This is a genomic window from Sporosarcina cyprini (assembly GCF_022048975.1).
In the GTDB taxonomy this organism is placed as follows: domain Bacteria; phylum Bacillota; class Bacilli; order Bacillales_A; family Planococcaceae; genus Sporosarcina; species Sporosarcina cyprini.
Window position 1 is genome coordinate 34,138 of sequence record NZ_JAKMHX010000013.1, and the last position, 22,127, is coordinate 56,264.

A 22,127-nucleotide genomic window follows, 5' to 3' on the forward strand; every position below is an offset into this window, starting at 1 on the left:
TTTAGCGTAGCACAGTGGAAAAGTTGTCATTTGCATTGATTCATAGCCTTCTTATTCCATCATTTTCAGGTATACTGTGTCTTAGGGGATTTCTACAGAAAGGGGGACGCATATGGCTCAATTGATCAGTATTAGTGTTACAGCGATCTTGATCCTGAACATATTCCTGGCGATCGCTCTTATCTTTTTGGAGAGGCGAGATCCAACCGCAACGTGGGCATGGCTTCTCGTATTATTTTTCATACCTTTTTTCGGATTCTTCATCTACCTGCTTCTCGGGCGGCAGTTGAGGGAAAGACAGCTATTCCGCTGGGAAGATCGAAATAAGATCGGCATTGATCAGTTGATCGACTATCAAATCGAGGCGATTGAAAAGGATACTCTCGATTTCCGGCTGGATGATACAGCCCACTACAAAGACATGATCTATTTACATCTACGAAATAATCATGCGGTTCTAACTCAGGACAATGACGTGCAGATTTTTAATGACGGAGCCGTCAAATTTGAATCACTCATCAAGGATTTGGAAGCAGCGAAAGACCATATTCATTTCCAATATTATATTTTACGATTGGATACGCTCGGAAAACGGATCATGGATATTTTAATCCGGAAAGCCAAACAAGGCGTGAAGGTCCGTGTCCTATTCGACGATATCGGTTCGCGCGGTCTTCACGTGCGGCATTTGAAAGCGCTCGTCGAGGCAGGCGGAGAAGTGGCCGCCTTTTTCCCGGCCATCCTGCCGCTTATCAATCCACGATTAAACTATCGAAACCACCGGAAGATCGTCGTCATCGACGGCCGCATCGGTTATGTTGGCGGATTTAATGTGGGGGATGAATACCTCGGATTGAACAAGCGTTTCGGCTATTGGCGCGACACCCATCTCCGCATTGAGGGAAGTGCCGTTCATCCATTACAGACACGTTTCATTTTGGATTGGAACCAGGCATCGGAGAAGCATAATATCATTTATGATGAACGCTTATTCCCGGCCATTCCTCGGAAAGGATCCGTCGGGCTGCAAATTGTCTCGAGCGGACCGGATGCGGAATGGGAGCAAATTAAAGACGGCTATTTGAAGATGATTTTTCTGGCGAAAGAATATATTTACATCCAGACACCGTACTTTATTCCGGATGTCAGCTTCCTTGACGCCTTGCGGATCGCCTGCCTGTCAGGTGTAGACGTCCGAATTATGATTCCAAACAAGCCGGACCATATGTTTGTATACTGGGCCACTTATTCCAATGTCGGCAAACTGTTGAAAGCTGGCGCCAAAGTATACATTTACGAGAACGGCTTCATCCATTCGAAACAAATTGTAGTGGATGATGAACTGTCGACGGTCGGCACAGCAAATATCGATGTCCGCAGCTTCAAGCTGAACTTTGAGATTAACGCATTTATTTACGATCGAGAAAAATCACATGAGTTGGCAGAGCTGTTTGAACAGGATATGCAATTATCTACAGAATTGACGTACGACATGTATTTGAAGCGATCCCGCGGCATCAAAATTAAAGAATCGGTGTCCCGTTTGCTATCACCGATTTTATAATCAAAAGACCTCCTTGCTCATGATGGCAAGGAGGTCTTTTCTCTGTTATTTAATTCCTAAATATTCTTCCAGCGTGATTTTGCGGTTGTGAATATCTGTTGCGATGTCTTTGCCCACATAGCGGAAGTGCCATGCTTCATGCATATAGCCGGTAATCGCTTCTTTTCCTTTTGGATAACGCAAGATGAACCCATAGCGGTGCGCATTATCGGCAACCCATTTGCCCGCTTCAGTTTCCCCAAACGAGGAGGACGCCCAGTGGCTTTGATTATTCTCTTCCCCAATATCAAATGCCAGTCCGGTCTGATGCTCAGAGTAGCCGGGACGCGCGCTATAGCGGTCAGCAGCCGCTTTGCCATCTCTTTTCACATAGCGGTCGTAAAGGGACACTTGGTAATCATAGGAACGGTATGTGCTGAAAGCCGTCAGATTAATATTGGACAGTTTCGCTTCGGCAGCCATTTCATCAAATGCGGCTCTCGCATCCTTGCTTTCTCCTGGCGCATACGTGCTTGGAAGCGGGTACTTTTTATTGGCAATCAAAATTCCATTAATGTATGTCGGTTTGTCTGGGAGCTTTTGTCCTGCGATATAACCGTTATCATCCGTCACAGGTGGTTTCTTCGTTGCATTCGGCTTCGTTTCCGGTTTAGACTCAGTTTTCGGCGTATCTTTCTTCTCTGGCTTTGCCGGCACAGCTGGTTCAGCAGGCTCTTCCTTTGGTTGTTCCGGCTCCTCCGGCTTCACTTCCTCCGGCTCCCCTGCTTCTTCTGTGCCTTTCGGTTCTTCCTCGGTCACGCCTGGCTCCTCAGACGGTTCTTCTTCCAATTGCGGTAAATCTTCTTGTACTGTCTCTGGTGCTTCTTCCTGTTTCACACCGATCTGCTCCAGGCTTTTTTCAAGATCCCAGTCATTTATTCCAATCCAGACAACGACAGCAGTCATTAGGATGGCTGTCAAAGTCAGCGTAATCGTCAATGTCAGTTTCGACTTTTTTTTATGTTTGGCTCTACGGTTCATTAATCATTTGCCTTCCTTCTGTAGCGATAACTATGTAAAATCTAAATAGGGTGAAGTTCACCTCTTCTAGTCTATCATCATTTCTCTCGGATGTGTGGGCCAGGTTCTATTTTTTTATTACAGTTTCGTCGGATTGCGAGGATCTTTTCTATGAATCAACGATGGCTTTCCATGAGCTTTCTAGTCTTCTTTTTCACATGGGGCATCTTTTTGCCGTACTGGACCGGCTGGCTAACTATTGAAAAAGGATTAAGCGCCCCAGCCGCCAGCGCCATCATGGGAGCCGGCATGATTGCACGCTCCTTTTCAACCTTTTTCGTCTTTCCTTTCTTAACAAGAAGGCTGTCTTACATACGCGTCATTAAATGGACAGCTGTTATTTCCTTGCTGCTCACCCTGCTATACATACCTGATTCTTCATACGTACCGTTGCTCATTATCACCGTTCTGTTCAGCGCGGTCTATCCGATGATTTTACCCGCAGTGGAAAGCGGGGCTTCCGTGCTTATGCAGCATGAACGGATTCATTATGGGAAAAGCCGGTCGTTCGGTTCGATCGGCTATACGATTGCCCTCTTATTGGTCGGTGCAGCGACCGCCATATGGAGCGAGCGCGCCATCTTATTTTTAATGATCGGCGGTCTCATCGTGATGGTTCTTTTCTTTATGCGGACCGGTCCTGCCGTATTGGATGCACAGCCAAAAAGAGTCGCAGTACGGGAACCAGGTGCCGGCCTCCGTGCACTCTTCAAGACATCCGGCTTTCTGCCCGTCATCATCCTGGCCATTCTGCTGCAAGGCGCCCACGCCTCTTACTACAATTATGGATTCATCTTTTTGGATGATCTTGGCGTCAACGGCTTTTTTATCGGCATCATCTTGAATATCGCGGTTCTCTTTGAAATTCTTTTCTTCACAAGAGCGGATCGCTTGCTGGAGAACGTTAAGGTATCCAATATGTTCATCATCGCGGCCATCGGTTCATCTGTACGCTGGCTGCTCATTTACCTGTTTCCGACAACAGCTGTGTTTGTCGGGACTCAAGTGCTTCACTCACTGTCTTTTGGAGTCGCGCATTACGCATTTATCCAGTTTTTATCGAAAAGGCTGCCCCATACTCAAATCGCCTCGGCCCAAGGATTGTACGCAGCCGTTGCCATGAGTCTCAGTACAGCGCTTCTCACTTTCCCGGCAGGTGTGTTGTATGACATGTCGCCAGGCGCCGCCTTCCTCGGAATGATGGTCTGTTCCGTACCTGCTCTGGCCATAGCCTGGGCCAACCGGAAACAGTTGGATCGCTGACAAAGAAAAAGGACGTTCTCATTGAAATTCGGTTCCAAGAGATCGCCCTTTTTTCATGTGATGATTAAAGCAAGAATAACGAAGAAAGCCAGTCCAAAAACGATTGCCAGCCAGCGCATCCATCTGGACTCTTTCTCCAGCCCCTGTTGTTTGAAGGACACCGCTCGGTAAGCATTGGTCATCGCAAACAACACCATCATCGATAAGATGGCAAAATCCAGATTCAGTCTAATGATAAAAAATAGGGACGTTAAGGCAGCAATGGCAATTGCGATTCCCAATACCCGTTTAGCATTCAAGTTCCATCCCTCCAAAAAGGCTGGAGATCGCTCTCCAGCCCAGTTTCAACTTATTTCTTTTCTTCTACTGCAGCACCCGGCGTGACTTCTTTGTAATAGAACTTGCGGCCCAAATAAGTTTGGAATACAAGCAAAAGTCCACCGATTGTCCAGTAGAGCGGCAATGCCGCCATTGCTTTGAATGAAATGAACATAATCATGATTGGTGACATGTAGATGAACAATTTCATTTGTTGTTTCTGCTGCTCTGGCATTGTCCAGAGAGATACGCGTGCCTGTACGAAATAAACAGCACCCGCGATAAACATCATGATCAAATCGGGTTGGCCGAGCTGGAACCACAGGAATTGGTGATCCTTTACTTCTGGCGGCGCGTAAAGAATAGCGAAATACAAGCCCATGATGATCGGCATCTGGATGATCAACGGCAGGCAGCCCATATTTAATGGATTGACGCCATGCTTCGAGTATAGCCCCATCATCTCTTGCTGCAATTTCATCTGCTCGTCCTTGTCCTGCTTTTCACGAGCCACTTTCAAACGCTTTTGAATGTCTTCCATTTCCGGACGAAGCGCATCCATCTTCACTTTCATCTCCTGCTGGGACTTATAGTTTCTAAGCATCAGCGGCATAAGGATCAGACGGACACCAACCGTTATGAGCACGATGGCAAGGCCGTAGCTGCCATTGAATGTCTCTCCTAAGTAATGCAGGAGCCACTCCATCGGTTTGACGAAAATATTATAAAATGTGCCTTCCTGATTTTGTACCCCGGCACAGCCACTCAGAAAAACGGCGGCGGTCGTTAATATTGTGAATAGACCAATTCTTTTTTTCAATAGATTCACCTTCACTAATTTAAGCTACAGAAAATTATACAGGAAAACCGCCGTCAATACCAATGAATCTTCCCTCTCCTTCTGCAAATCATTCACTTCCTCGTGTCCATTCCCTCTCTGGCAAGGTTTATCTGGGCCGTATCCATAAAAAATACGCCCCCTTTTTACAGGAAGCGTACTTTGTTATTCATCCTTTTTTGTATCAGACGAATTGGTATCGTCTTGATTGTCTGTTTTGGAATCCGTGTCAGTCAGATTAGCTGTCTGCTTTTTCCGGTAGAGGCCGTCCTCTTCGGATTCTTTGGATTTATCTTCTACTTCTTGGTTATAGTAATGGACACTCGTCTGGGAGCCCTCACTCACCATTTTATTGTCTTGCAAATCATACGGATCCGAATGGCCAGGTTTTGTCGCATCGGACCGGTTCAATTTTTGGGTATTAATGAACGACTCCACTTTCGTCTTCATATTATTAAAGGCGACTTGGGCTTTATCCCGGTTTTCTTTTTTACTGAAATACGCATATGCACCTGCTGCGATAGTCGCTAGCAATAAACCATTTCCACGTTTTCGTGCCATGCCGATCACTCCTCATCTTTAATCGTTATATTATAGAACTAGTATACCCTATTCCAAGCATTTAAAAACTTATGAGTCTTCTCCGGCCGCCCAGACCATATCGATATGAGGAATGCCATCTTCATCATAAGGCTCCGATATGGCTGCAAATCCATGACCTTCGTAGAAGTCTTTCAGATGAAATTGCGCTTGTAGCCGAATTTGCTCTGGAGCCCATTCCGATACAGACCGGGCCAGAGCTTTTTTCATTAATTCGTGGCCGAGTCCTGTTCCCCGCCGATCCGGCCGGACTATTACTCTTCCAATGGCGGGTGCGTTATATTTCACGCCCGGCGGGAGCAGGCGTGCGTAGGCAGCAATGCCGAGAGAATCTCTCCCAATAATATGGATTGCCTCAATATCCAGTCCATCCAACTCCGGATATGCGCAGCATTGTTCAACGACAAACACATCCACACGAAGTCGCAGCATATCGTATACTTCTCTTCCTTCCATCTGGCTAAGCATTTGGCAGTTCCACTCCATATCGTCACTCTTCCTTCCTATCATGACTAATAAGAAATATTTATTTCATTATGATTACAAGCATAGTTTCTGAATCTATTATTTGTTATGATAGCAGAAAGGATTGCTGAGGTGACAGTGACATGATTCGACCGATGACGGCCGAAGATATCGGCCATGTACAGCAAATAGCACGCATTACATGGAATGAAACGTATCAAGGGATCATTCCGGAAGACATTCAATTGAACTTCCTTTCCCGCACCTATTCTCACGCCATGTTGCAAAAACGCATGGAAAAGACTTGTGTCCTTATTGCCGAATGCGAAGGTGTACCAATCGGATTCCTCAATTATACGAAAGAGGATGAAGACGGTGATTCTGAATTGACAGCGATGTACATACTTCCTGATTACCAGCAAGCAGGCTTTGGCAAACAGCTGATGGAGTATGCCCTCCATTCACTGCGTACGGCCAAGCAGCTGTTCGTTTACGTCGACGGCCGCAACGAAATGGCCCGGGCTTTCTATGAGAAACAAGGCTTTCAACTGCTCGATGAATTCGATGAGTATTTTGAAGGTTTCCCAGTCGTAACCGCCCAATATGTTTACTATATACACGAACCGATTCTTGTATAATCGGACTCTACGCCTCTCCTTCCCCGGGAGGCGTTTTTATTGTTATTAAAACCTAAAAAACGCTTTCCCCCTTTTAAGAGGAAAGCGTCGTCTTACAATGGCCGCATTGTATCGGAGTTTTCGTTGTACGCCGAATCCATAATTGGCTCATCTTGAAGCGGCGGCTTCTTTGTGAAGCAAAGGATGCCTGCTACATACAGCAAGATGGAAGACAGTGAAAGTACTCCGCCTAACACACCTGCGATGATGAACATGATCCCCGCCAATTTCGCATTTTTATTGTTCCAAATATTGACGATCCCGATGATATTCAACACAAGACTAATCATCAAAGCGATGATGATCAGCCAGATAACACCGCCGAGAATATCGAAAACATTGAAGAACATTTCCACGTCTTGTGGTGTAAAGGTCGGATCACTGAGAAGCTCCATTTCCATTTCACTTCTGAACGCCGGGTCGCTCGTAATTAATTTCAGCATGCCGACGCCGAAGAATGCTCCTACTGTTCCGAGTGCTGTCAGAACGACCGCAATAATAGATAATACCTTTTCCGCTGTGCGATTCATGATTCCACTTCCTTCATATAAAGTTTATGCACACCAATTATACGTCATCCAGCGCTGGAAGTTTCGCTTTTTTTATTTTTCGGGTAGAACGTTTCATATTTTCAGAGAACGGGTATAAAATAACTAGTAGAAAAATCACCTTTTGAAGCGAAAGGAGAGCATGAAAATGGGTAAAAACATACCATTCACTCAGACGGACATGCTTTATACCGTCGCAGGGGCATCCATCTTGACGAGTATTGTCTACGTCGTCACACTGGCTTGGGGATTATGATGCAGTCACTTTTTGCATTTCGGACATAGAAGAAGGCGATTCCGCTAATAGGGAACCGCCTTCTTTTTATTATGCTTTTACATCCTCGTATTCTTTGTACCGTTCAAATGCCGTGACGACATAGGAGCAGACCGCTTCCATCCGATACTCATGCTCGCGTGCATACTCTGCCGCACGGTCAAGCAGTTTTTTCGCGACGCCTTGCCCGCGCAAGTCCTGTGAAACGAATGTATGATCCATCACCATGACATCACCCAGCATGGTCCACGTAATTTCTGCCTGCATCTTACCGTCTTTCTTCAGTTGGAAAGCAAATGCATCTCCGCCTAATTCCGCGAATTCAAAACTCATCATACCACTCCTTTTCACTAGTTTACCGATGGAAAGAAAACGTTGTCAAACAATTGTTACTACATTTTTATTGGAACCATGATTTGATTGAGTCAAACAAATCCGTGAAGAATTGCTTCACTTTATCCCAAAAACCGGGATCGATGTCACCTAGCTTCTCTTTGATCGTCGCCGCCATATCATTCAGCTGTTCAGATAATTTATTGAAATCGATATCCAAATTCCGAATACGGTCCATTAGATCAATAAGAAGCTGACGGTCCGCGTCGCTCAACTCAATGTTCAACTTTTTCAATTGCTCATTGACGATCTTTTCAACTTCTTCTTTTGTAGCCGGTTTGTTTTCGGCAATCTGTTTTTTAATTTCCGTCAACAATTCCGCTACTTTATCCTCATCAATGCCATTACCTGAAAACTTCGTTGCCAGGCTCAATTCATCATTCGCAACGTCCGTCCGTTCCGTATCAAGTTTTTCTCCTGACACCTCGTACGCTTTATAGATACCAACAAGCGCCGAATGGCCGGTTACCGCTTTTGGTGCCGCCACTTCTACGACCGCATCCTCGATGCCCGCAGTCAGCATGGCCGTCGCATACATATCAGACGTCACTTGCGTAATATTACCTGGCGTGACAATGGAAATCTGCAAACCTTTCCCTGCATCTTTCCGCGTAATTTTGGCCGAAGAATACATACGCGCCTTCGGATCGCCGTCTTTTATATATTTAACCAAATCGGATCCATCGACGAGAATTTCTTCGACTTCCGCTTCTTCTTCAACCTTCAGACTCTTCTTGACGCTCTCTTTTTCCGCATCAGACAGATTGGCGCCATAAACGACGACCGGTACCCCTAATTTTTCATCCACCGCTTTTTCAGCTTGCGCGGATGATGTTACGAACATCCCGCAAAATAGTAAACTTGCCGCCATGATCGCTGTTAATCGTTTCATAGACCAGTGCCCCTCCTTATCTATCGATTAGTACGATATGGATATAAAAAAGTTCCCTCACTTCAGATGGGTCCATCCATCCTCTTGGCTGATACGCCGTTCTTTCATCAATTTCCCGAGTGCTCTTTTAAATGCGGCTTTGCTGATGCCGAACATTTCTTGGATTTCTTCTGGAGTTGATTTATCCCCGAACGGCATTTTCCCGCCGACTTCGTTTAGGTAATCCAGAATGGCCTGTGCGTCATCCCCTAGCCGATCTTGTTTACGCGGCAATAATGAGCCATTCAAGGTGCCATCATCCCGGACGCCGATAATGCGGACATCCACTTCTTCACCGAGACGTGGCTCGTGTTCCCGTTCCGTCTGATGGATGAAAATTCGATAAAGCTCCGGCTGGCTTAACAGGAACGACCCGACAGGCAGCAAGCGGTATGCCCTCGCCTTCAGATTTTGATTGCGAAGCGATTCCGGTGCATCGGCAATCAATTCCTGGACCCGTTCTTCAGTTGCCAGTCTGCCGAAAATGGTGCCGCCGAGATCCGTTCGGAGTGTCATGAACAATTCGTCATTCACTTGTGGCCAAAGCGATTTAAGCCGTGGCAGATCTGCCCGGTTAATCAACACTTCAAAGGAAGAGCCGATATCGACATATGCGCCTTCATTCTCGTCCAAACGGATGACTCGTGCCCAACCGAACGTGTCGCATGTCATGTTCGGTATGCTTGCCGTCGCTGCGAGCTCTCCGCGCCGGTTTTTATAGAGAAAGACATCAATCTGAGCGCCCGCCTCAATAGACGCCTCCACTTCGGATGCGTTCAGCATGATCTCTGTATCCTTCCCGTCTAGCACCCAGCGGGATCCTTCGCTCCGCAGCACTGTTAGCGCCGTAATATAACCTGATTGTAATTGTTCCAAATATATCCGATCCTTCCGTCAAGTGGATTGCTTCTCTTTCATTTTGCGGACAAACTCCTCATCTTCCTCCATCGCCTCGACCAGATCTGTAATCCGATCCATCGCGTTCCAGCTCAGATGATGTTCTATCCCTTCCACATCTCTGTAGATATTCTCTTCATCAACACCGATCAGCCGCAGAAACTGTTCTAGCAATTCGTGGCGGTGAACCAGTTTCTTGCCGAACTTCATTCCTTTCTCTGTCAGCTCCAGTCCTCTGTATCGCTCATATACAAGATACCCTTCCCGGTCCAGGCGCTGTGCCATTTTCGTTACAGATGAAGGGAGTACCGCCAGTGCTTCGGCGACATCTGAAACACGCGCTTCTCCTCGTGCCTCATATTGCAAATAAATCTGTTCGATATAGTCTTCCATACTAGGTGTTGCCACTCTGTCACCCCCTATGCTATGTACCTTTCCCTTCCTGCCGAGGATTGAACCTCCGCTGACGACCTTGCCGTCCCTGTTTACATTTCCTTCAATCGGGGTAAATTCAAAATACCAACTCAAAGGAGTGAATAATATGGGTAAAGTATTATGGTTTATCATCGTACTTTTACTAGCTTTCTGGATCATCGGTTTTGCAATGAAAATCGGCGGAGGGCTAATTCATCTATTACTTATCATTGCCGGAATCATCTTTGTCATTCAACTTTTGACCGGACGACGATCAGTGTAGCGGAAAGGATGCCTTATAGGCATCCTTTTCATTTTGAATCTATTTCTATTTTCGCATAGATACACGTATTTCGTAACTGTTTTCCATCGGCAGACAATGAATCTTGGTGCAGGAGGCCTTCCAACTGATAACCTGCCCGCTCGGCAACCGACCGGCTTCTTATATTTTCTTCATCACAGCGAATTTCCACCCGGTTGGCCCCGAGCTCCTCAAATGCAAAACGGGTAATCCGCTTTACCGCTTCGGTCATATAACCGTGCCCTTCGAATCTCGAATCAATCCAATAGCCGATTTCAAACTTCGGTATCTTCCAATTGATTTGATGCAATCCTGACGATCCGATGAATTCACCTGTCTCCTTCGAAAAAAGATGGAGGCGCAAATCATCCCTCGTAATGAAATCCGCAATCGCTTTCCGCAAGTTTTCTTCCACTGTCGCCAGTTCTGGCATGGTCTGCGCCCAAATCATCCATTCCCGCAAGGCAGGCAATGAGTTGCGCTGCGCATTCCATACATCCAGCGCATCTCCCATATCGGGCATCCGGATAATCAGCCGTTCGGATTCGAAACGATCCGGAAAACTCGGTATTCGTTTCACACCAATTTTCTTGCTGAATTGCTCATCCTCCCACTGGACGGGAGTCGTCGTGCCCGCAAGGAAATCCTCGCGTGTCATTCCATACGTCACGGCATCGTAATAGGAGTTCTCTTTCGGCGAAAACCAAGCGTTCCGCAAATGGGCTTCTTTGACGAACCCAGCCCGTTCAAACGTCTTCCGCATCGCCAAGTTATCCTGTCTCGTATGCCCCTCCAGCCGGATTTTATCCTCCGGAAGACCGAAAACGTATTCCGTAACGAGCCGCAACGCTTTCGGTCCGTACCCGAATCCACGGTATCGATCCGCAATCCGCAAATCAAATAGCGGGATTTCATCTTGCAGATCATAAATTTTAACGATGCCGACTATATCCCCGGTTTCATTCTCCACCCAGAATGTTTTCACCTCATCGGATTCATAGCCGCCCTCTTCAATCGTTTTCTCAATCAAATCCCGTTCCAAATGTGCATTGCCATGGAACGGCCATGTATTCGTCGTCAAAAAATGAATCAGCTGCTCCTGTTCCTCGATCGTCCATTCTCTCAATTGCATTGCCTATCCCTCCGTCTCTCCGCCGCTCCTCACTTTTGGATGCGCATCAATCGCAAGGAATTCAATACAACGAGCAACGTTGCACCCATATCTGCGAATATGGCGATCCACAACGTCAACCATCCTGGAATGATCAACAGCAGCGCTACAATTTTTAAGCCTAATGCAAACATAATATTTTCTTTGATAATCTGCAATGTTTTTCGGCTTAATTTCATTGTATATGGCAATTGATTTAAATCATCCGCCATTAAGGCGATGTCTGCCGTCTCCAGAGCCGCATCTGTTCCGGCTCCTCCCATCGCAATGCCGATTGATGAAGCGGCAAGCGCTGGCGCGTCATTGATGCCGTCACCGACCATGGCAACACGTCCATAACGGCTTTTTAATTCTTTGATGGCTGTGAGTTTATCCTCCGGCATCAAACTAGCCCGGACGTCCGTCACTCCAATAGCTTGGGCTATCGCCTGAGCGGTCGTTTCATGGTCGCCGGTCAGCATGACAGTGTGGCGGATCCCTACGGATTTCAAGCGTTCTAATACGTCCTGGCTCTCTTGGCGGACAGGATCCGCGACAGCAATCAATGCTTGGAAGCTTCCAGACGCAGCACACGCCATGACTGATTTCCCTTCATTTTGAAGAGTTCTTGCCCGCTCCAGCAAATCCTGCGGGACTTCTGCGAGCTCCGAAATCCATTGGAGACTACCAATATGAATCGTCTCCCCTGAAACATCGGCATACGCTCCTTTGCCTGTCACCGATTGAAAATTCTCCACTTCGGCAAGCTGCGCCCCTTCTGCTTTTGCATACTGGACGATGGCCTTCGCCAGTGGATGCTGTGACATGGACTCCACCGCTGCAATTTTGCCTAAAAGTGCAAGAGTATCGACAGACGGTGCCGCCACAAAATCCGTCACCTCCGGATAACCTTTCGTCAGTGTTCCGGTTTTATCAAAAGCAATGGCGTCCAAACGTCCCATCTCTTCTAAATGAACGCCGCCTTTAATTAATACACCTTTACGCGCGGCATTGCCGATCGCTGTGACAATGGCAACAGGCGTCGAAACAACGAGGGCGCATGGACAGCCAACAACGAGCACCGCCAGTCCTTGGTAGATCCACTGGTGCCACTCACCGCCGAAAAGTGGAGGTACAATGGCAACAAGGAATGCTATTAAAATAATGATCGGCGTGTAGTATTTAGCAAATTTGTCTACAAACTTCTGGGACGGCGCTTTCTCTGCCTGCGCATCTTCTACCATGTGGATGATCTTTGCGATCGTCGTATCGTGGACAAGCTTTGTCACTTTAATTTCAAGTGCGCCTTCTTCGTTCAACGTTCCAGCAAACACCTCATCATTTAATTCCTTCATCACAGGGACTGATTCTCCGGTAATCGCGGCCTGGTTCACAGTTGACTTCCCCGAAATGACAACGCCATCCATGGCAATCTTTTGGCCCGGCTTGACGAGCATAATATCTCCAACTACAATCTGTTCCGTTTCCATTTCAACTAACTGGCCATTCTGTTTCACCATAGCAGTAGGCGGTGCGATATCCATCAGCTGCTGAATGGATTGCCTCGCTTTGTTCATCGAGTACGCTTCCAGCGCCTCACTCACCGCAAATAGGAAAACGACGACTGCAGCTTCTTGCCATTCACCAATGATAGCCGCGCCAATGATGGCTATGGTCATGAGCGTCTTCATGTCGAATTCAAGACGAATTAAATTCATGAAACCTGTTTTGAAAATGCCTACCCCGCCAACCACAATCGAGAGGCCGTATAAAACAACACCGGTCATAGCCGCGTTACTTAGATGAGAAACCAGTAGACCCGCTATCAGGAAGATGAGCGACAAGGCCGTGACAATATTTTCCTTCCGTTTGAAAAACGGTACTTTCTTCTCCACTTTCCTTTGCGACAGCGGAACCACTTTAATTCCATCAAACGCACCAGCCGCTTCTAATTCTTCCATTGAGGCATCCCCGATAACCGACAGCTTCGATGCCCCGAAATTCACCTGTACTTCAGAAACGGAAGGAAGCTTTTTTATATTGTTCTCGAACTTCATTGCACAATTGGCACAGCTCAAGTTCTCGAGACGGAATTCTTTTTTATCCATTGTGGTCATGGTCATCACCTTCCGCTGCATGGTCATGTGAAATGCTCAGTAAATCATGGATGTGATGATCGGCAAGTGAATAGTAAACCATCTTCCCTTTCTTTTCCGATTTAGCCAGTCCATTTTCCCGCAAATATCGTAAATGATGAGAGGCCGTTGCATTAGAAGAACCGATGATAGCCGCCACATCACAAACACATAATTCGTCTTTCAACGTCAAAGAATAGGCAATCTTGAGACGGGTTTCATCAGCCAGCGCTTTAAAAATTTGCACCATCCCTCCGACTGCAGGAAGCGTCTCCCTTACTTCCTCGACGACTTCTTCATGGATAACTGTTACATCACAAGTATCTCGGTTCACCATCTTACCCACCTCATTCAAATGATTGTTTGTATGTAGTGTATGCTTCTTTCACTGGAAAAGCAAGGACAATCAAACAATCATTTGATTATTCTGCAGAAGGGGATTTTCTTCTCGTGTAGAATTGTATGGAGAGACAAAATTTATGAATGCAGGTGATCGAATGGAGCGCGGAAAATGGAATGCGATTACAGACGTGCCAGGCGTCCGAGTGGGGCATGTCACGGTTGAGGAACAACGGGGAGAAGATTGCTTGTGTACAGGCGTCACCGCCCTATTGCCACACGGCGACAATGTATTCGAACAGAAAGTGCGAGCCGCCAGCTTCGTCTTGAACGGTTTCGGGAAAACGGCGGGGCTCGTCCAAGTGGACGAACTCGGTCTTATGGAATCACCAATCATGCTGACAAATACATTCAGCGTGGCCGCCGTACTCGAAGGCACGCTGCGGCATATGCTCGATGAAAACCCCGCGATCGGCGATACGACCAGCACTTTGAATGTCGTCGTGGGAGAATGCAATGACAGCTATTTAAACTCAATCAGGCTACTGGCCGTCCAGCCAGCCCATGCCATAGAAGCAATTCAATCAGCAACAGAAGGCCCCGTCACGCAAGGAGCTGTCGGTGCAGGAAAAGGCATGATCTGCTACGGTGCAAAAGGCGGCATCGGCTCCTCTTCCCGCATCGTTTCAGCGGAAGACCAAAACTTTACCGTCGGCGTGCTAACCTTGACGAACTTCGGGAAACCAGAAGAATGCAGAATCAATGAATGGCTCGCCCGAAACGGCATGAGCACTCAGGAACAGATGCCGACATTAGATGAACCGGCCGCCAGACCCGACGGCTCGGTCATCATCATCGTTGCGACAGACGCCCCTGTAAACGAAAGACAACTAAAACGGTTCGCCAAACGAGCCGCCATCGGGCTGGGCCGCACCGGCACCAACATCCATAACGGCAGCGGCGACATCATCATCGCCTTCTCCAACGCAAATCCGGTCACGCACACAAGCAGCTCCATGACAGACCAGCCGACCGCCTTCCTGCGGGATGATCATGCCATCATGAATACCCTGTTTGAGGCAGTAATCGACGCAACTGAAGAAGCCGTCTACCAGTCCTTAATTCATGCCGAGGACACAACTGGTCGCCTCGGAAGGGTTGTGGAGCGATGGCCGTTTGTAAGCGGTGGCTAATAGAGAAGTAGTCGTTTCCTGATGGAATGAACGAATAGGAAGGAATTGAGCTTTAATTCGAGTGGCATAACGAGAGGTTGCTTTAACATTCGGGAGGTCGTGGAAATATACGAGCGGTTCGGGCGCATATACGAGCGGTCCACGTGATATACGAGCGGTTGCCGGATTATACGAGTGGTTCATTCTGATATACGAGCGGTTGCCGGATTATACGAGTGGTTCATTCTGATATACGAGCGGTAGACAGGAATATATGAGCGGTTGGCATTTTCCAGGAGACTCTCGCTTTTTACAAGTAGTCGATTCGAGATTCGGGAAGTAGCCAGATTATACGAGCGGTCCGGGGGCATATACGAGCGGTTCGCCGCGAGATACGAGAGGTTACAGGATTATACGAGCGGTCCACGCGATATACGAGCGGTTGCCGGATTATACGAGTGGTTCGTTCTGATATACGAGCGGTAGACACGAATATATGAGCGGTTCGCCACTTTCCAAGGACTTTCGCTGTTTATCAGCAGTCGCTTTAAGATTCGGGAAGTCTCCTAATTTATACGAGCGGTTCGGATGCATATTCGAGCGGTTCGAAGAGGGATACGAGAGGTCACAGGAGTATACGAGCGGTCTACACGTTATACGAGCGGTTACCCGATTATACGAGTGGTTCGTTCTGATATACGAGCGGTAGACACGAATATACGAGCGGTTCGCCACACCACTTTCCAAAAACTTTCGCTTTTTACAAATAGTCGGCTCGAGAACCAGTTACGCCAAATCAAAAAGGAGACACGCATCATGGTGTCTCCTTTTCGCTTTCTTTTTTATGCAGCACATCGTATAGTTCGTCTTCTGTTGAGATGTCCGCCAGCTTTACGTTGGAACGGTAGGCGGCTCGAATGATGAGGTGGCCGGCTACCGGGGCGGTGAGGAAGACGAAGATGATGCCGAGCAGCAGACGGACGCTGATGAAGTGCTCGGTCGATAGGAAGTAAAGGAACGCGCCGGATAAGGTTAATAAGACAGCCAGCGTGGAGCTTTTTGTTGCGGCGTGGGATCTCGTGTATACATCAGGCAGTCGGATGAGGCCGAATACGCTGATGACGCTGGCGATGCCGCCTGTCAGGATGAGGATGGCGCCTGCGTATTCACCGATCTTTTCGATGCTCAACGATAACCCTCCTCTCCAGCGATCTGGAAAAGGCGATCGTGCCAATAAAGGAGAGGATCCCTAATATTAAGATGACTTCCAGAAACGCTTTTGTTTTCATGATGACTGAAAATACAGCAATAGTCGCGATCAGGTTGACGCCGATGACGTCGAGCGCAATGACGCGGTCCGGCATCGAGGGACCCAGGATGATCCGAACGACGGCGATACCGATCGTGATGGCAAACAGTATAATCGATACGGCAAGCATGAGTTTGATCATTAGCGGGTCACCTCCTTGATGGCTTTTTCAAAATTTCGCAGTTGTTTCAGCAGTGCTTCTCTCGATTGCTCCACATCCATCGCATGAATGTATAAGACATTTCCCTCTGGTGTCACTTCCATGACGACCGAACCCGGGGTCAGTGTCAGCAGCATGGAGAGCATCGTCACTTCTACGTCGCTTTTCAACTCTGTTTCGTATTTAAAGATGCCGGGTTTGATGTTCAAACGGGGGCTCAGTATCTGCTTGAGTACAATTGCGCTCGACTGGGTCAGCTCCCAAATGAACCGGAACATCAATTTAATCGACGCGTATAACCGTCTTAAATAAAATTGAGTGCCGAAAAAACGGTGCATGAAAAAGATGATTCCGATCCCGACAATAAAACCGGTTAAAAAGGTTGTGAAATTCAATTCATCTTCATCCATCAACGTCATCCACAGAAACGCAATGAATAAGTTTAATAGCAGCTGGGCGGGCATAGCCGTTCACCTCTCTTCGGATCAATCGCCATCTTCACATCAGTCCTTCCCATTCATCACAGCCTCGATATAGACGTCCGGATTTGCCAAAGTATTCGCAGCGTCACTCACATAAGGTGCGAGCAGTTCCGGTCCAAAACCGAGTACTACGGTCAAAATACCGAGCAGCAACACCGGTATCGCCATTCCTCTCTTCAAAGGCCGCTCCTCATCTTCACTGATGATTGTTTCGCCCCAGAAGGAATTCAGGAAGATCCGCAGCAGTGAATAGAGGACGAAAATGCTGGAAAGGAAGCCGACGCCAAGCAGCACATACGCCTTCGCCTCGATCGCTCCCTGGCCAATTAACACCTTCCCGATGAATCCGCTAAGCGGTGGAATTCCGGCTATTGCCAGCATCGTAATGAAAAACAGCCAGCCGATCAGCGGGTAATTCCGTATCAACCCGCTCATCTCCTCGATTTTCGACTTTCCGGTCAAATAAATCATCGTCCCGGCTAACAGGAATAAGAGCGCCTTGCTGATCATGTCGTGAATTAAATAATAGACCGCTCCTTGGAATGCCGAGTCCGTCGATACGACCAAGCCGATGAGAATGAATCCGACGGAAATGATGACATTATACGAAACGATTTGCCGAATATCTTGAAATGCAAGTGCTCCAATGCTCCCTCCGACCATCGTGAGAATGGCCATGATGGCAATCAGCGTATGAGTCACCCCCGGCTCATGATAGAAAATCAAGGTGAAAACACGGAACATCGCGTAGATGCCGACCTTCGTGAGCAATGCACCGAAGAGCGCCGCCACTGCTGTCGGAGGCGCACTGTACGAACCAGGCAGCCAGAAGTACAGCAGAAGCCCGGCTTTCAAACTGAAGACAATTAAAAAGATCAAACTGATGACGGTCAACAAAGGCCCCTGTCCGACTTCCGCCACTCGAACCGATAAATGTGCCATATTCAACGTTCCGACGGTTCCGTATAAATACGCGATTGCGAGCAGGAAGAACCAGGAGGACAGCACATTGATCGATATGTATTTAATGGATTCCACCAATTGCACCTTCCGTCCGCCCAAGGTGATGAGCGCATAGGAGGACAACAGCATCACTTCAAAACAGACGAACAAGTTAAAAATGTCACCGGTTAAAAAGGAGCCATTCACGCCTGCCAGAAGAAAGAAGATGAATGGGTAATAAAACATCTTCTCTTCGGCCCTGGCCGTAGAGGCAAAGGAATAGAGAAGCACGATGCCTGTCACGACCGTTGACGTCAGCACAAGCAGCGACGCAAAGGAATCCGCTACAAACAAAATGCCGTACGGGGGCATCCACCCGCCGAAGTCGAGACGCAAAATGCCATCCAATTGAATGCGATTCAGTATGTACACACCAGCTCCAGCAGTCAACACAATGGAGATCATTGCAAGAATCCGTTGCAATAATACGTTTGACCGCAGGAAAATCAGGATAATTCCTGTAACTAATGGGGCGACCATTGGCATGACAAGAAAATTATTCATCATTAACCCCTCTCAATGCATCGAGATTATCCGAGCCCGTTTCCTTGTACGTGCGATACGCCAAGACAAGCAAAAATGCGGTAACCGCAAAACTGATGACGATCGCAGTCAAGATGAGCGCTTGCGGTAAGGCATCCGTATAGCTGCCCGCTTCTCCCTCGATTAATGGAACGCCGCCCTTTTTCAAGCCGCCCATCGTCAAGATCAGCAGGTGGATCGCATGGGATAGAATGGCCGTCCCCAAAATGACCCGGATCATGTTTTTAGAAAGCAATAAGTAAACAGCGATAGTCACAAGCACCCCGACGAGTAATGTAATTAACGTCTCCATCGTTACACATCCTCACTAATACTTAATATGATCGTGACCACTACGCCAACAACCGTCAAAGCGACACCCGCTTCAAATACAATGACAGAGGAAATTTCTGTTTCCCCGAAAATCGGCAAATCAAATACACGTGAACCTTGTCCAAGAAATTTCGTGCCGAACAAGACAGATACAATACCGGATCCGACTGCCAAGAATACGCCGAATGCCGCAATCTTTTTAAAATCAAACGGAATTCCATTATGCACCGTCTCGATATCGTGCACCAAATACAGCAACACAAAAGCCGAAGAAAGGACAAGCCCACCGATGAAACCGCCTCCCGGCTCGTGATGGCCTGATAGGAACAACTCAATGCCGAACGTCAGAATGATGAACACGATTATCTTGGTGACTGTCTTTAAAATGACATCATTGATTTCCAATATCCTTCTCCCCTTTCTTCGCTTTCAGTTTAATTAAAGAGAAGACGCCAATCCCTGCAATGAAGAGAACGACTACTTCCAGCATCGTATCAAAAGCACGGAAGTCCCCTAATATGGTATTCACTATATTTTTGCCGCCTGCCAAACGGTATGCATCCTCAAAATAGAAGGAGATGGACGTAAAGAGTTTATTCCCTTGCACCATCAGCGCCAAGATCGTCACAATCGAACCGACCGCAACTGCAATGAAGCCGTTGACCAGCTTTGTCGATCTCTTTGCATCCTCTCGTTTCCATTCCGGCAAGAAATAAAAACATAATAGAAATAGCACAGTCGTCACGGTTTCCACGACAATCTGAGTCAGCGCCAAGTCAGGCGCCCGAAGCACTACAAATAGGATAGCAATGGAATATCCAAGCACACCATTCAGCAAAATTGCTGTTTTCCGAGACTTCGCCACCAGAATTGCCAGACCTGCAAGCATCATGACCGCAATAATGATATATTCGTTCACTGTCACAGCCGCGTCTTTGGACAAGTCAATTTCAAGGCTTCCAATCCACAACAGCCCGCCGACTGCTACCACAATAAAAAATGAAAAAATGTACACAAAATAATCCCTAAGATATCCTGTCATATAACGTCCAGTGAGCATGTTGGAACCACTCTCGGTTTTCGTCAACACAAAATTATAGATTGAATCCAAGTTCCAGCGAAGCGGACCTAGCGCATAGACTTTTTTCCATCGTTTAAATGAAATATACAGCAAGCTTCCTGCCACAATGACGCCCACTGTCATGAGCAGTTGGGGATTCACCCCATGCCACGCGGAAATATGCGGAACGAGCCCTTTCAAATCGCGATGCATCGGAAACACTGCCGCCATGGCAGGCGTCAGCAGATAGCGGCCGATCCCATTCGGGAAGATGAAGATCCCGATGACCAGAAATGACAGTACAAATGGTGCAACCAGCATGCCGACCGGCGGTTCATGGGCTTCTTTATCAACGCGGTCAGATTGAGGCATGCCTAGAAACGTCTTGAATACAATAATCATGGAATAGATGAACGTAAACACGCTCGCAACCCAGGCAACAACAGGAATGAGAATGCGCAGGGCTTCATTCGAAACTACATCCAATCGGCTCAGCTGTACAACCGCTTCGAAAAACATTTCCTTGCTCAGGAAGCCGTTAAACGGCGGCAGTCCTGCCATGGAAAAGCTGCCGATCAATGCAACGGTAAACGTCAACGGCATGAATGACATCAAACCGCCCAAACGCCGGATATCCCTCGTTCCTAATTCATGGTCGACTATACCAACGACCATGAACAGCGCTCCTTTGAACGTGGAGTGGTTGATGAGATGGAACAGCCCTGCAAACGTAGCAGCAGTAAAAATAATCACGTTTGATTCATTACTGTTCGAGACGGCCATGGATCCAATCCCAAGCAAACTCATGATGAGACCTAATTGACTGATCGTTGAATAGGCGAGCAGCGCTTTTAAGTCGGTTTGACGGACCGCATTAAACGAACCCCAAAACAGAGTGAATATTCCAACGCACGTGACCGAATAAAACCATACGGCCTCCCCGCCGAATATTGGGGTAAAGCGTGCTACGAGGTATATTCCCGCTTTAACCATCGTCGCTGAGTGCAAATAAGCACTGACGGGTGTAGGTGCTTCCATCGCGTCCGGCAGCCAAATATGAAACGGAAACTGCGCGGATTTCGTAAAAGCTCCTAAGAGGATTAAGATCATGGCCATGTAAAATAACGGATCTGTCTTATCCAGATTTCCGATTTCGCCTACCATTTCTCGTAGACTGAACGTGCCGGTCAGCGTATGCAGCATGAGAAAACCTGCCAGCATCGCAACCCCGCCCGATACGGTAATGAGCATTGATTTTTTCGCTCCATACCTCGACTGCTTCCGGTGGTACCAGAAGGCTATTAATAAGAAGGATGAAATACTGGTCAGTTCCCAAAAAACATAGAGGACCATGACATTATCAGAGAACACCACACCGAGCATCGCTCCCATGAACATGAGCAAATACACATAAAAGCGCCCGAGTGCTTCCCGTTCGGACAAATAATATATGGAGTAAAGGATAACCAGACTTCCGACCCCTGTAATGAGCAGGCCAAAAATCATGCTGAGTCCATCCAGGTTCGTTGTGAAGTTGATTCCGAACGAATCAATCCAATGAACCGTATATGTATAATAGGCGCCGCCGGCTACCGAGGGCACAAAACTGGCTAATAGGATGAATAATAGAATGGGGACGAGTAATACAAACCAGCCTATATGCTTGCTATGAATCCGTTTATAGAGAAACGGAACAAAGAAAGCCATGAAGAAGGGAAAGAAAATTGCTAATAAGACAATCAAAATAGAGAGACCTCCAATACACATTTTGGTCAGACTATAGGTGGTAGAACGTGATTTTACCTAGATGGAATGCGTGCAATCCCAACCATTCGGTAAAAGGACATTTTCCCGATATTCAGCGTTTGAAATGGCTTGAGGGGAAAAGATTCAAGATCACTTGTATGAAAATGGAGAGTCC

Annotated in this window: 26 protein-coding genes; 6 read left to right on the plus strand and 20 right to left on the minus strand. The window is 47.3% G+C overall.

Annotated features, from left to right (window positions below):
- Positions 1-112: 112 nt before the first annotated feature.
- The gene (cls, locus tag L7D49_RS02340) at positions 113-1,564 is read left to right on the plus strand and encodes a cardiolipin synthase (protein ID WP_238079209.1); all 1,452 of its coding nucleotides are present in this window, start codon (positions 113-115) and stop codon (positions 1,562-1,564) included.
- 45 nt (positions 1,565-1,609) lie between these two features.
- Here cls and L7D49_RS02345 read toward each other — a convergent pair whose 3' ends face one another.
- Positions 1,610-2,584: a M15 family metallopeptidase gene (locus L7D49_RS02345; protein ID WP_238079210.1), complete on the minus strand. Its 975-nt coding sequence runs from the start codon at positions 2,582-2,584 to the stop codon at positions 1,610-1,612.
- 150 nt (positions 2,585-2,734) lie between these two features.
- On the opposite strand from L7D49_RS02345, the gene L7D49_RS02350 reads away from it, so the two are divergent.
- Positions 2,735-3,886 (plus strand): MFS transporter, encoded by a 1,152-nt coding sequence (locus L7D49_RS02350; protein WP_238079211.1) that lies wholly within the window; start codon positions 2,735-2,737, stop codon positions 3,884-3,886.
- 53 nt (positions 3,887-3,939) lie between these two features.
- Here L7D49_RS02350 and L7D49_RS02355 read toward each other — a convergent pair whose 3' ends face one another.
- From L7D49_RS02355 to L7D49_RS02370, 4 genes are all read right to left on the minus strand, one after another.
- Positions 3,940-4,185: a hypothetical protein gene (locus L7D49_RS02355; RefSeq protein WP_238079212.1), complete on the minus strand. Its 246-nt coding sequence runs from the start codon at positions 4,183-4,185 to the stop codon at positions 3,940-3,942.
- Positions 4,186-4,235: 50 nt separating this feature from the next.
- Complete coding sequence (yidC, locus tag L7D49_RS02360) at positions 4,236-5,024, minus strand: membrane protein insertase YidC (protein ID WP_238079213.1); 789 nt, start codon at positions 5,022-5,024, stop codon at positions 4,236-4,238.
- 183 nt (positions 5,025-5,207) lie between these two features.
- On the minus strand, positions 5,208-5,603 hold the full coding sequence (locus L7D49_RS02365) for a hypothetical protein (RefSeq protein WP_238079214.1): 396 nt from the start codon (positions 5,601-5,603) through the stop codon (positions 5,208-5,210).
- A gap of 69 nt (positions 5,604-5,672) precedes the next feature.
- Complete coding sequence (locus L7D49_RS02370; RefSeq protein ID WP_238079215.1) at positions 5,673-6,128, minus strand: GNAT family N-acetyltransferase; 456 nt, start codon at positions 6,126-6,128, stop codon at positions 5,673-5,675.
- A gap of 122 nt (positions 6,129-6,250) precedes the next feature.
- Here L7D49_RS02370 and L7D49_RS02375 point away from each other — a divergent pair, with 122 nt between their 5' ends.
- The gene (locus tag L7D49_RS02375; RefSeq protein ID WP_238079216.1) at positions 6,251-6,745 is read left to right on the plus strand and encodes a GNAT family N-acetyltransferase; all 495 of its coding nucleotides are present in this window, start codon (positions 6,251-6,253) and stop codon (positions 6,743-6,745) included.
- Between the two features lie 92 nt (positions 6,746-6,837).
- Here L7D49_RS02375 and L7D49_RS02380 read toward each other — a convergent pair whose 3' ends face one another.
- The 5 genes from L7D49_RS02380 to mntR form a co-directional block, all read right to left on the minus strand.
- On the minus strand, positions 6,838-7,314 hold the full coding sequence (locus tag L7D49_RS02380; protein ID WP_238079217.1) for a DUF4064 domain-containing protein: 477 nt from the start codon (positions 7,312-7,314) through the stop codon (positions 6,838-6,840).
- A gap of 343 nt (positions 7,315-7,657) precedes the next feature.
- Positions 7,658-7,939 carry a GNAT family N-acetyltransferase gene (locus tag L7D49_RS02385; protein ID WP_238079218.1) on the minus strand — a complete coding sequence of 94 codons (282 nt, stop codon included), beginning with the start codon at positions 7,937-7,939 and terminating at the stop codon, positions 7,658-7,660.
- A 67-nt stretch (positions 7,940-8,006) separates the two neighbouring features.
- Entirely contained in the window at positions 8,007-8,843 is an 837-nt protein-coding gene (locus L7D49_RS02390) for a DUF1002 domain-containing protein (RefSeq protein WP_238079362.1), read from the minus strand.
- 105 nt (positions 8,844-8,948) lie between these two features.
- Positions 8,949-9,806, minus strand: coding sequence for a CvfB family protein (locus tag L7D49_RS02395; RefSeq protein ID WP_238079219.1), 858 nt, complete (start codon positions 9,804-9,806; stop codon positions 8,949-8,951).
- A gap of 18 nt (positions 9,807-9,824) precedes the next feature.
- A complete protein-coding gene (gene mntR / locus L7D49_RS02400) occupies positions 9,825-10,235 on the minus strand; it encodes a transcriptional regulator MntR (protein ID WP_238079220.1) in 411 nt (136 codons plus the stop codon).
- Between the two features lie 133 nt (positions 10,236-10,368).
- Here mntR and L7D49_RS02405 point away from each other — a divergent pair, with 133 nt between their 5' ends.
- The gene (locus tag L7D49_RS02405) at positions 10,369-10,524 is read left to right on the plus strand and encodes a lmo0937 family membrane protein (RefSeq protein WP_238079221.1); all 156 of its coding nucleotides are present in this window, start codon (positions 10,369-10,371) and stop codon (positions 10,522-10,524) included.
- 28 nt (positions 10,525-10,552) lie between these two features.
- On the opposite strand, the gene L7D49_RS02410 is transcribed toward L7D49_RS02405, so the two are convergent.
- Genes L7D49_RS02410 through L7D49_RS02420 form a run of 3 tightly spaced genes read right to left on the minus strand, consistent with a single transcriptional unit; the run spans position 10,553 to position 14,164 of the window.
- Entirely contained in the window at positions 10,553-11,674 is a 1,122-nt protein-coding gene (locus tag L7D49_RS02410; protein ID WP_238079222.1) for a GNAT family N-acetyltransferase, read from the minus strand.
- 29 nt (positions 11,675-11,703) lie between these two features.
- Positions 11,704-13,809, minus strand: coding sequence for a heavy metal translocating P-type ATPase (locus tag L7D49_RS02415; RefSeq protein WP_272493157.1), 2,106 nt, complete (start codon positions 13,807-13,809; stop codon positions 11,704-11,706).
- Positions 13,793-14,164, minus strand: a complete 372-nt coding sequence (locus tag L7D49_RS02420; protein WP_238079224.1) for an ArsR/SmtB family transcription factor — start codon at positions 14,162-14,164, stop codon at positions 13,793-13,795. Before L7D49_RS02420 ends, L7D49_RS02415 begins: the two co-directional genes overlap by 17 nt.
- A gap of 160 nt (positions 14,165-14,324) precedes the next feature.
- On the opposite strand from L7D49_RS02420, the gene L7D49_RS02425 reads away from it, so the two are divergent.
- Together L7D49_RS02425 and L7D49_RS02430 are read left to right on the plus strand one after the other, a co-directional pair.
- Positions 14,325-15,359 (plus strand): DmpA family aminopeptidase, encoded by a 1,035-nt coding sequence (locus L7D49_RS02425; RefSeq protein ID WP_238079363.1) that lies wholly within the window; start codon positions 14,325-14,327, stop codon positions 15,357-15,359.
- A gap of 261 nt (positions 15,360-15,620) precedes the next feature.
- Positions 15,621-15,824 (plus strand): hypothetical protein, encoded by a 204-nt coding sequence (locus L7D49_RS02430; RefSeq protein ID WP_238079225.1) that lies wholly within the window; start codon positions 15,621-15,623, stop codon positions 15,822-15,824.
- Positions 15,825-16,152: 328 nt separating this feature from the next.
- On the opposite strand, the gene L7D49_RS02435 is transcribed toward L7D49_RS02430, so the two are convergent.
- Genes L7D49_RS02435 through L7D49_RS02465 form a run of 7 tightly spaced genes read right to left on the minus strand, consistent with a single transcriptional unit; the run spans position 16,153 to position 21,952 of the window.
- Positions 16,153-16,527 (minus strand): Na+/H+ antiporter subunit G, encoded by a 375-nt coding sequence (locus tag L7D49_RS02435; RefSeq protein WP_238079226.1) that lies wholly within the window; start codon positions 16,525-16,527, stop codon positions 16,153-16,155.
- Positions 16,505-16,789, minus strand: coding sequence for a Na(+)/H(+) antiporter subunit F1 (locus L7D49_RS02440; RefSeq protein WP_238079227.1), 285 nt, complete (start codon positions 16,787-16,789; stop codon positions 16,505-16,507). The genes L7D49_RS02435 and L7D49_RS02440 overlap by 23 nt, the downstream gene beginning before the upstream one ends.
- A complete protein-coding gene (locus L7D49_RS02445) occupies positions 16,789-17,271 on the minus strand; it encodes a Na+/H+ antiporter subunit E (RefSeq protein WP_238079228.1) in 483 nt (160 codons plus the stop codon). The genes L7D49_RS02440 and L7D49_RS02445 overlap by 1 nt, the downstream gene beginning before the upstream one ends.
- A 39-nt stretch (positions 17,272-17,310) precedes the next feature.
- Positions 17,311-18,795 carry a Na+/H+ antiporter subunit D gene (locus L7D49_RS02450; protein WP_238079229.1) on the minus strand — a complete coding sequence of 495 codons (1,485 nt, stop codon included), beginning with the start codon at positions 18,793-18,795 and terminating at the stop codon, positions 17,311-17,313.
- Entirely contained in the window at positions 18,788-19,126 is a 339-nt protein-coding gene (locus tag L7D49_RS02455) for a Na(+)/H(+) antiporter subunit C (RefSeq protein ID WP_238079230.1), read from the minus strand. The genes L7D49_RS02450 and L7D49_RS02455 overlap by 8 nt, the downstream gene beginning before the upstream one ends.
- A 2-nt stretch (positions 19,127-19,128) precedes the next feature.
- The gene (locus L7D49_RS02460) at positions 19,129-19,551 is read right to left on the minus strand and encodes a Na(+)/H(+) antiporter subunit B (RefSeq protein ID WP_238079231.1); all 423 of its coding nucleotides are present in this window, start codon (positions 19,549-19,551) and stop codon (positions 19,129-19,131) included.
- On the minus strand, positions 19,538-21,952 hold the full coding sequence (locus tag L7D49_RS02465; protein WP_238079364.1) for a Na+/H+ antiporter subunit A: 2,415 nt from the start codon (positions 21,950-21,952) through the stop codon (positions 19,538-19,540). Before L7D49_RS02465 ends, L7D49_RS02460 begins: the two co-directional genes overlap by 14 nt.
- Positions 21,953-22,127: the final 175 nt, after the last annotated feature.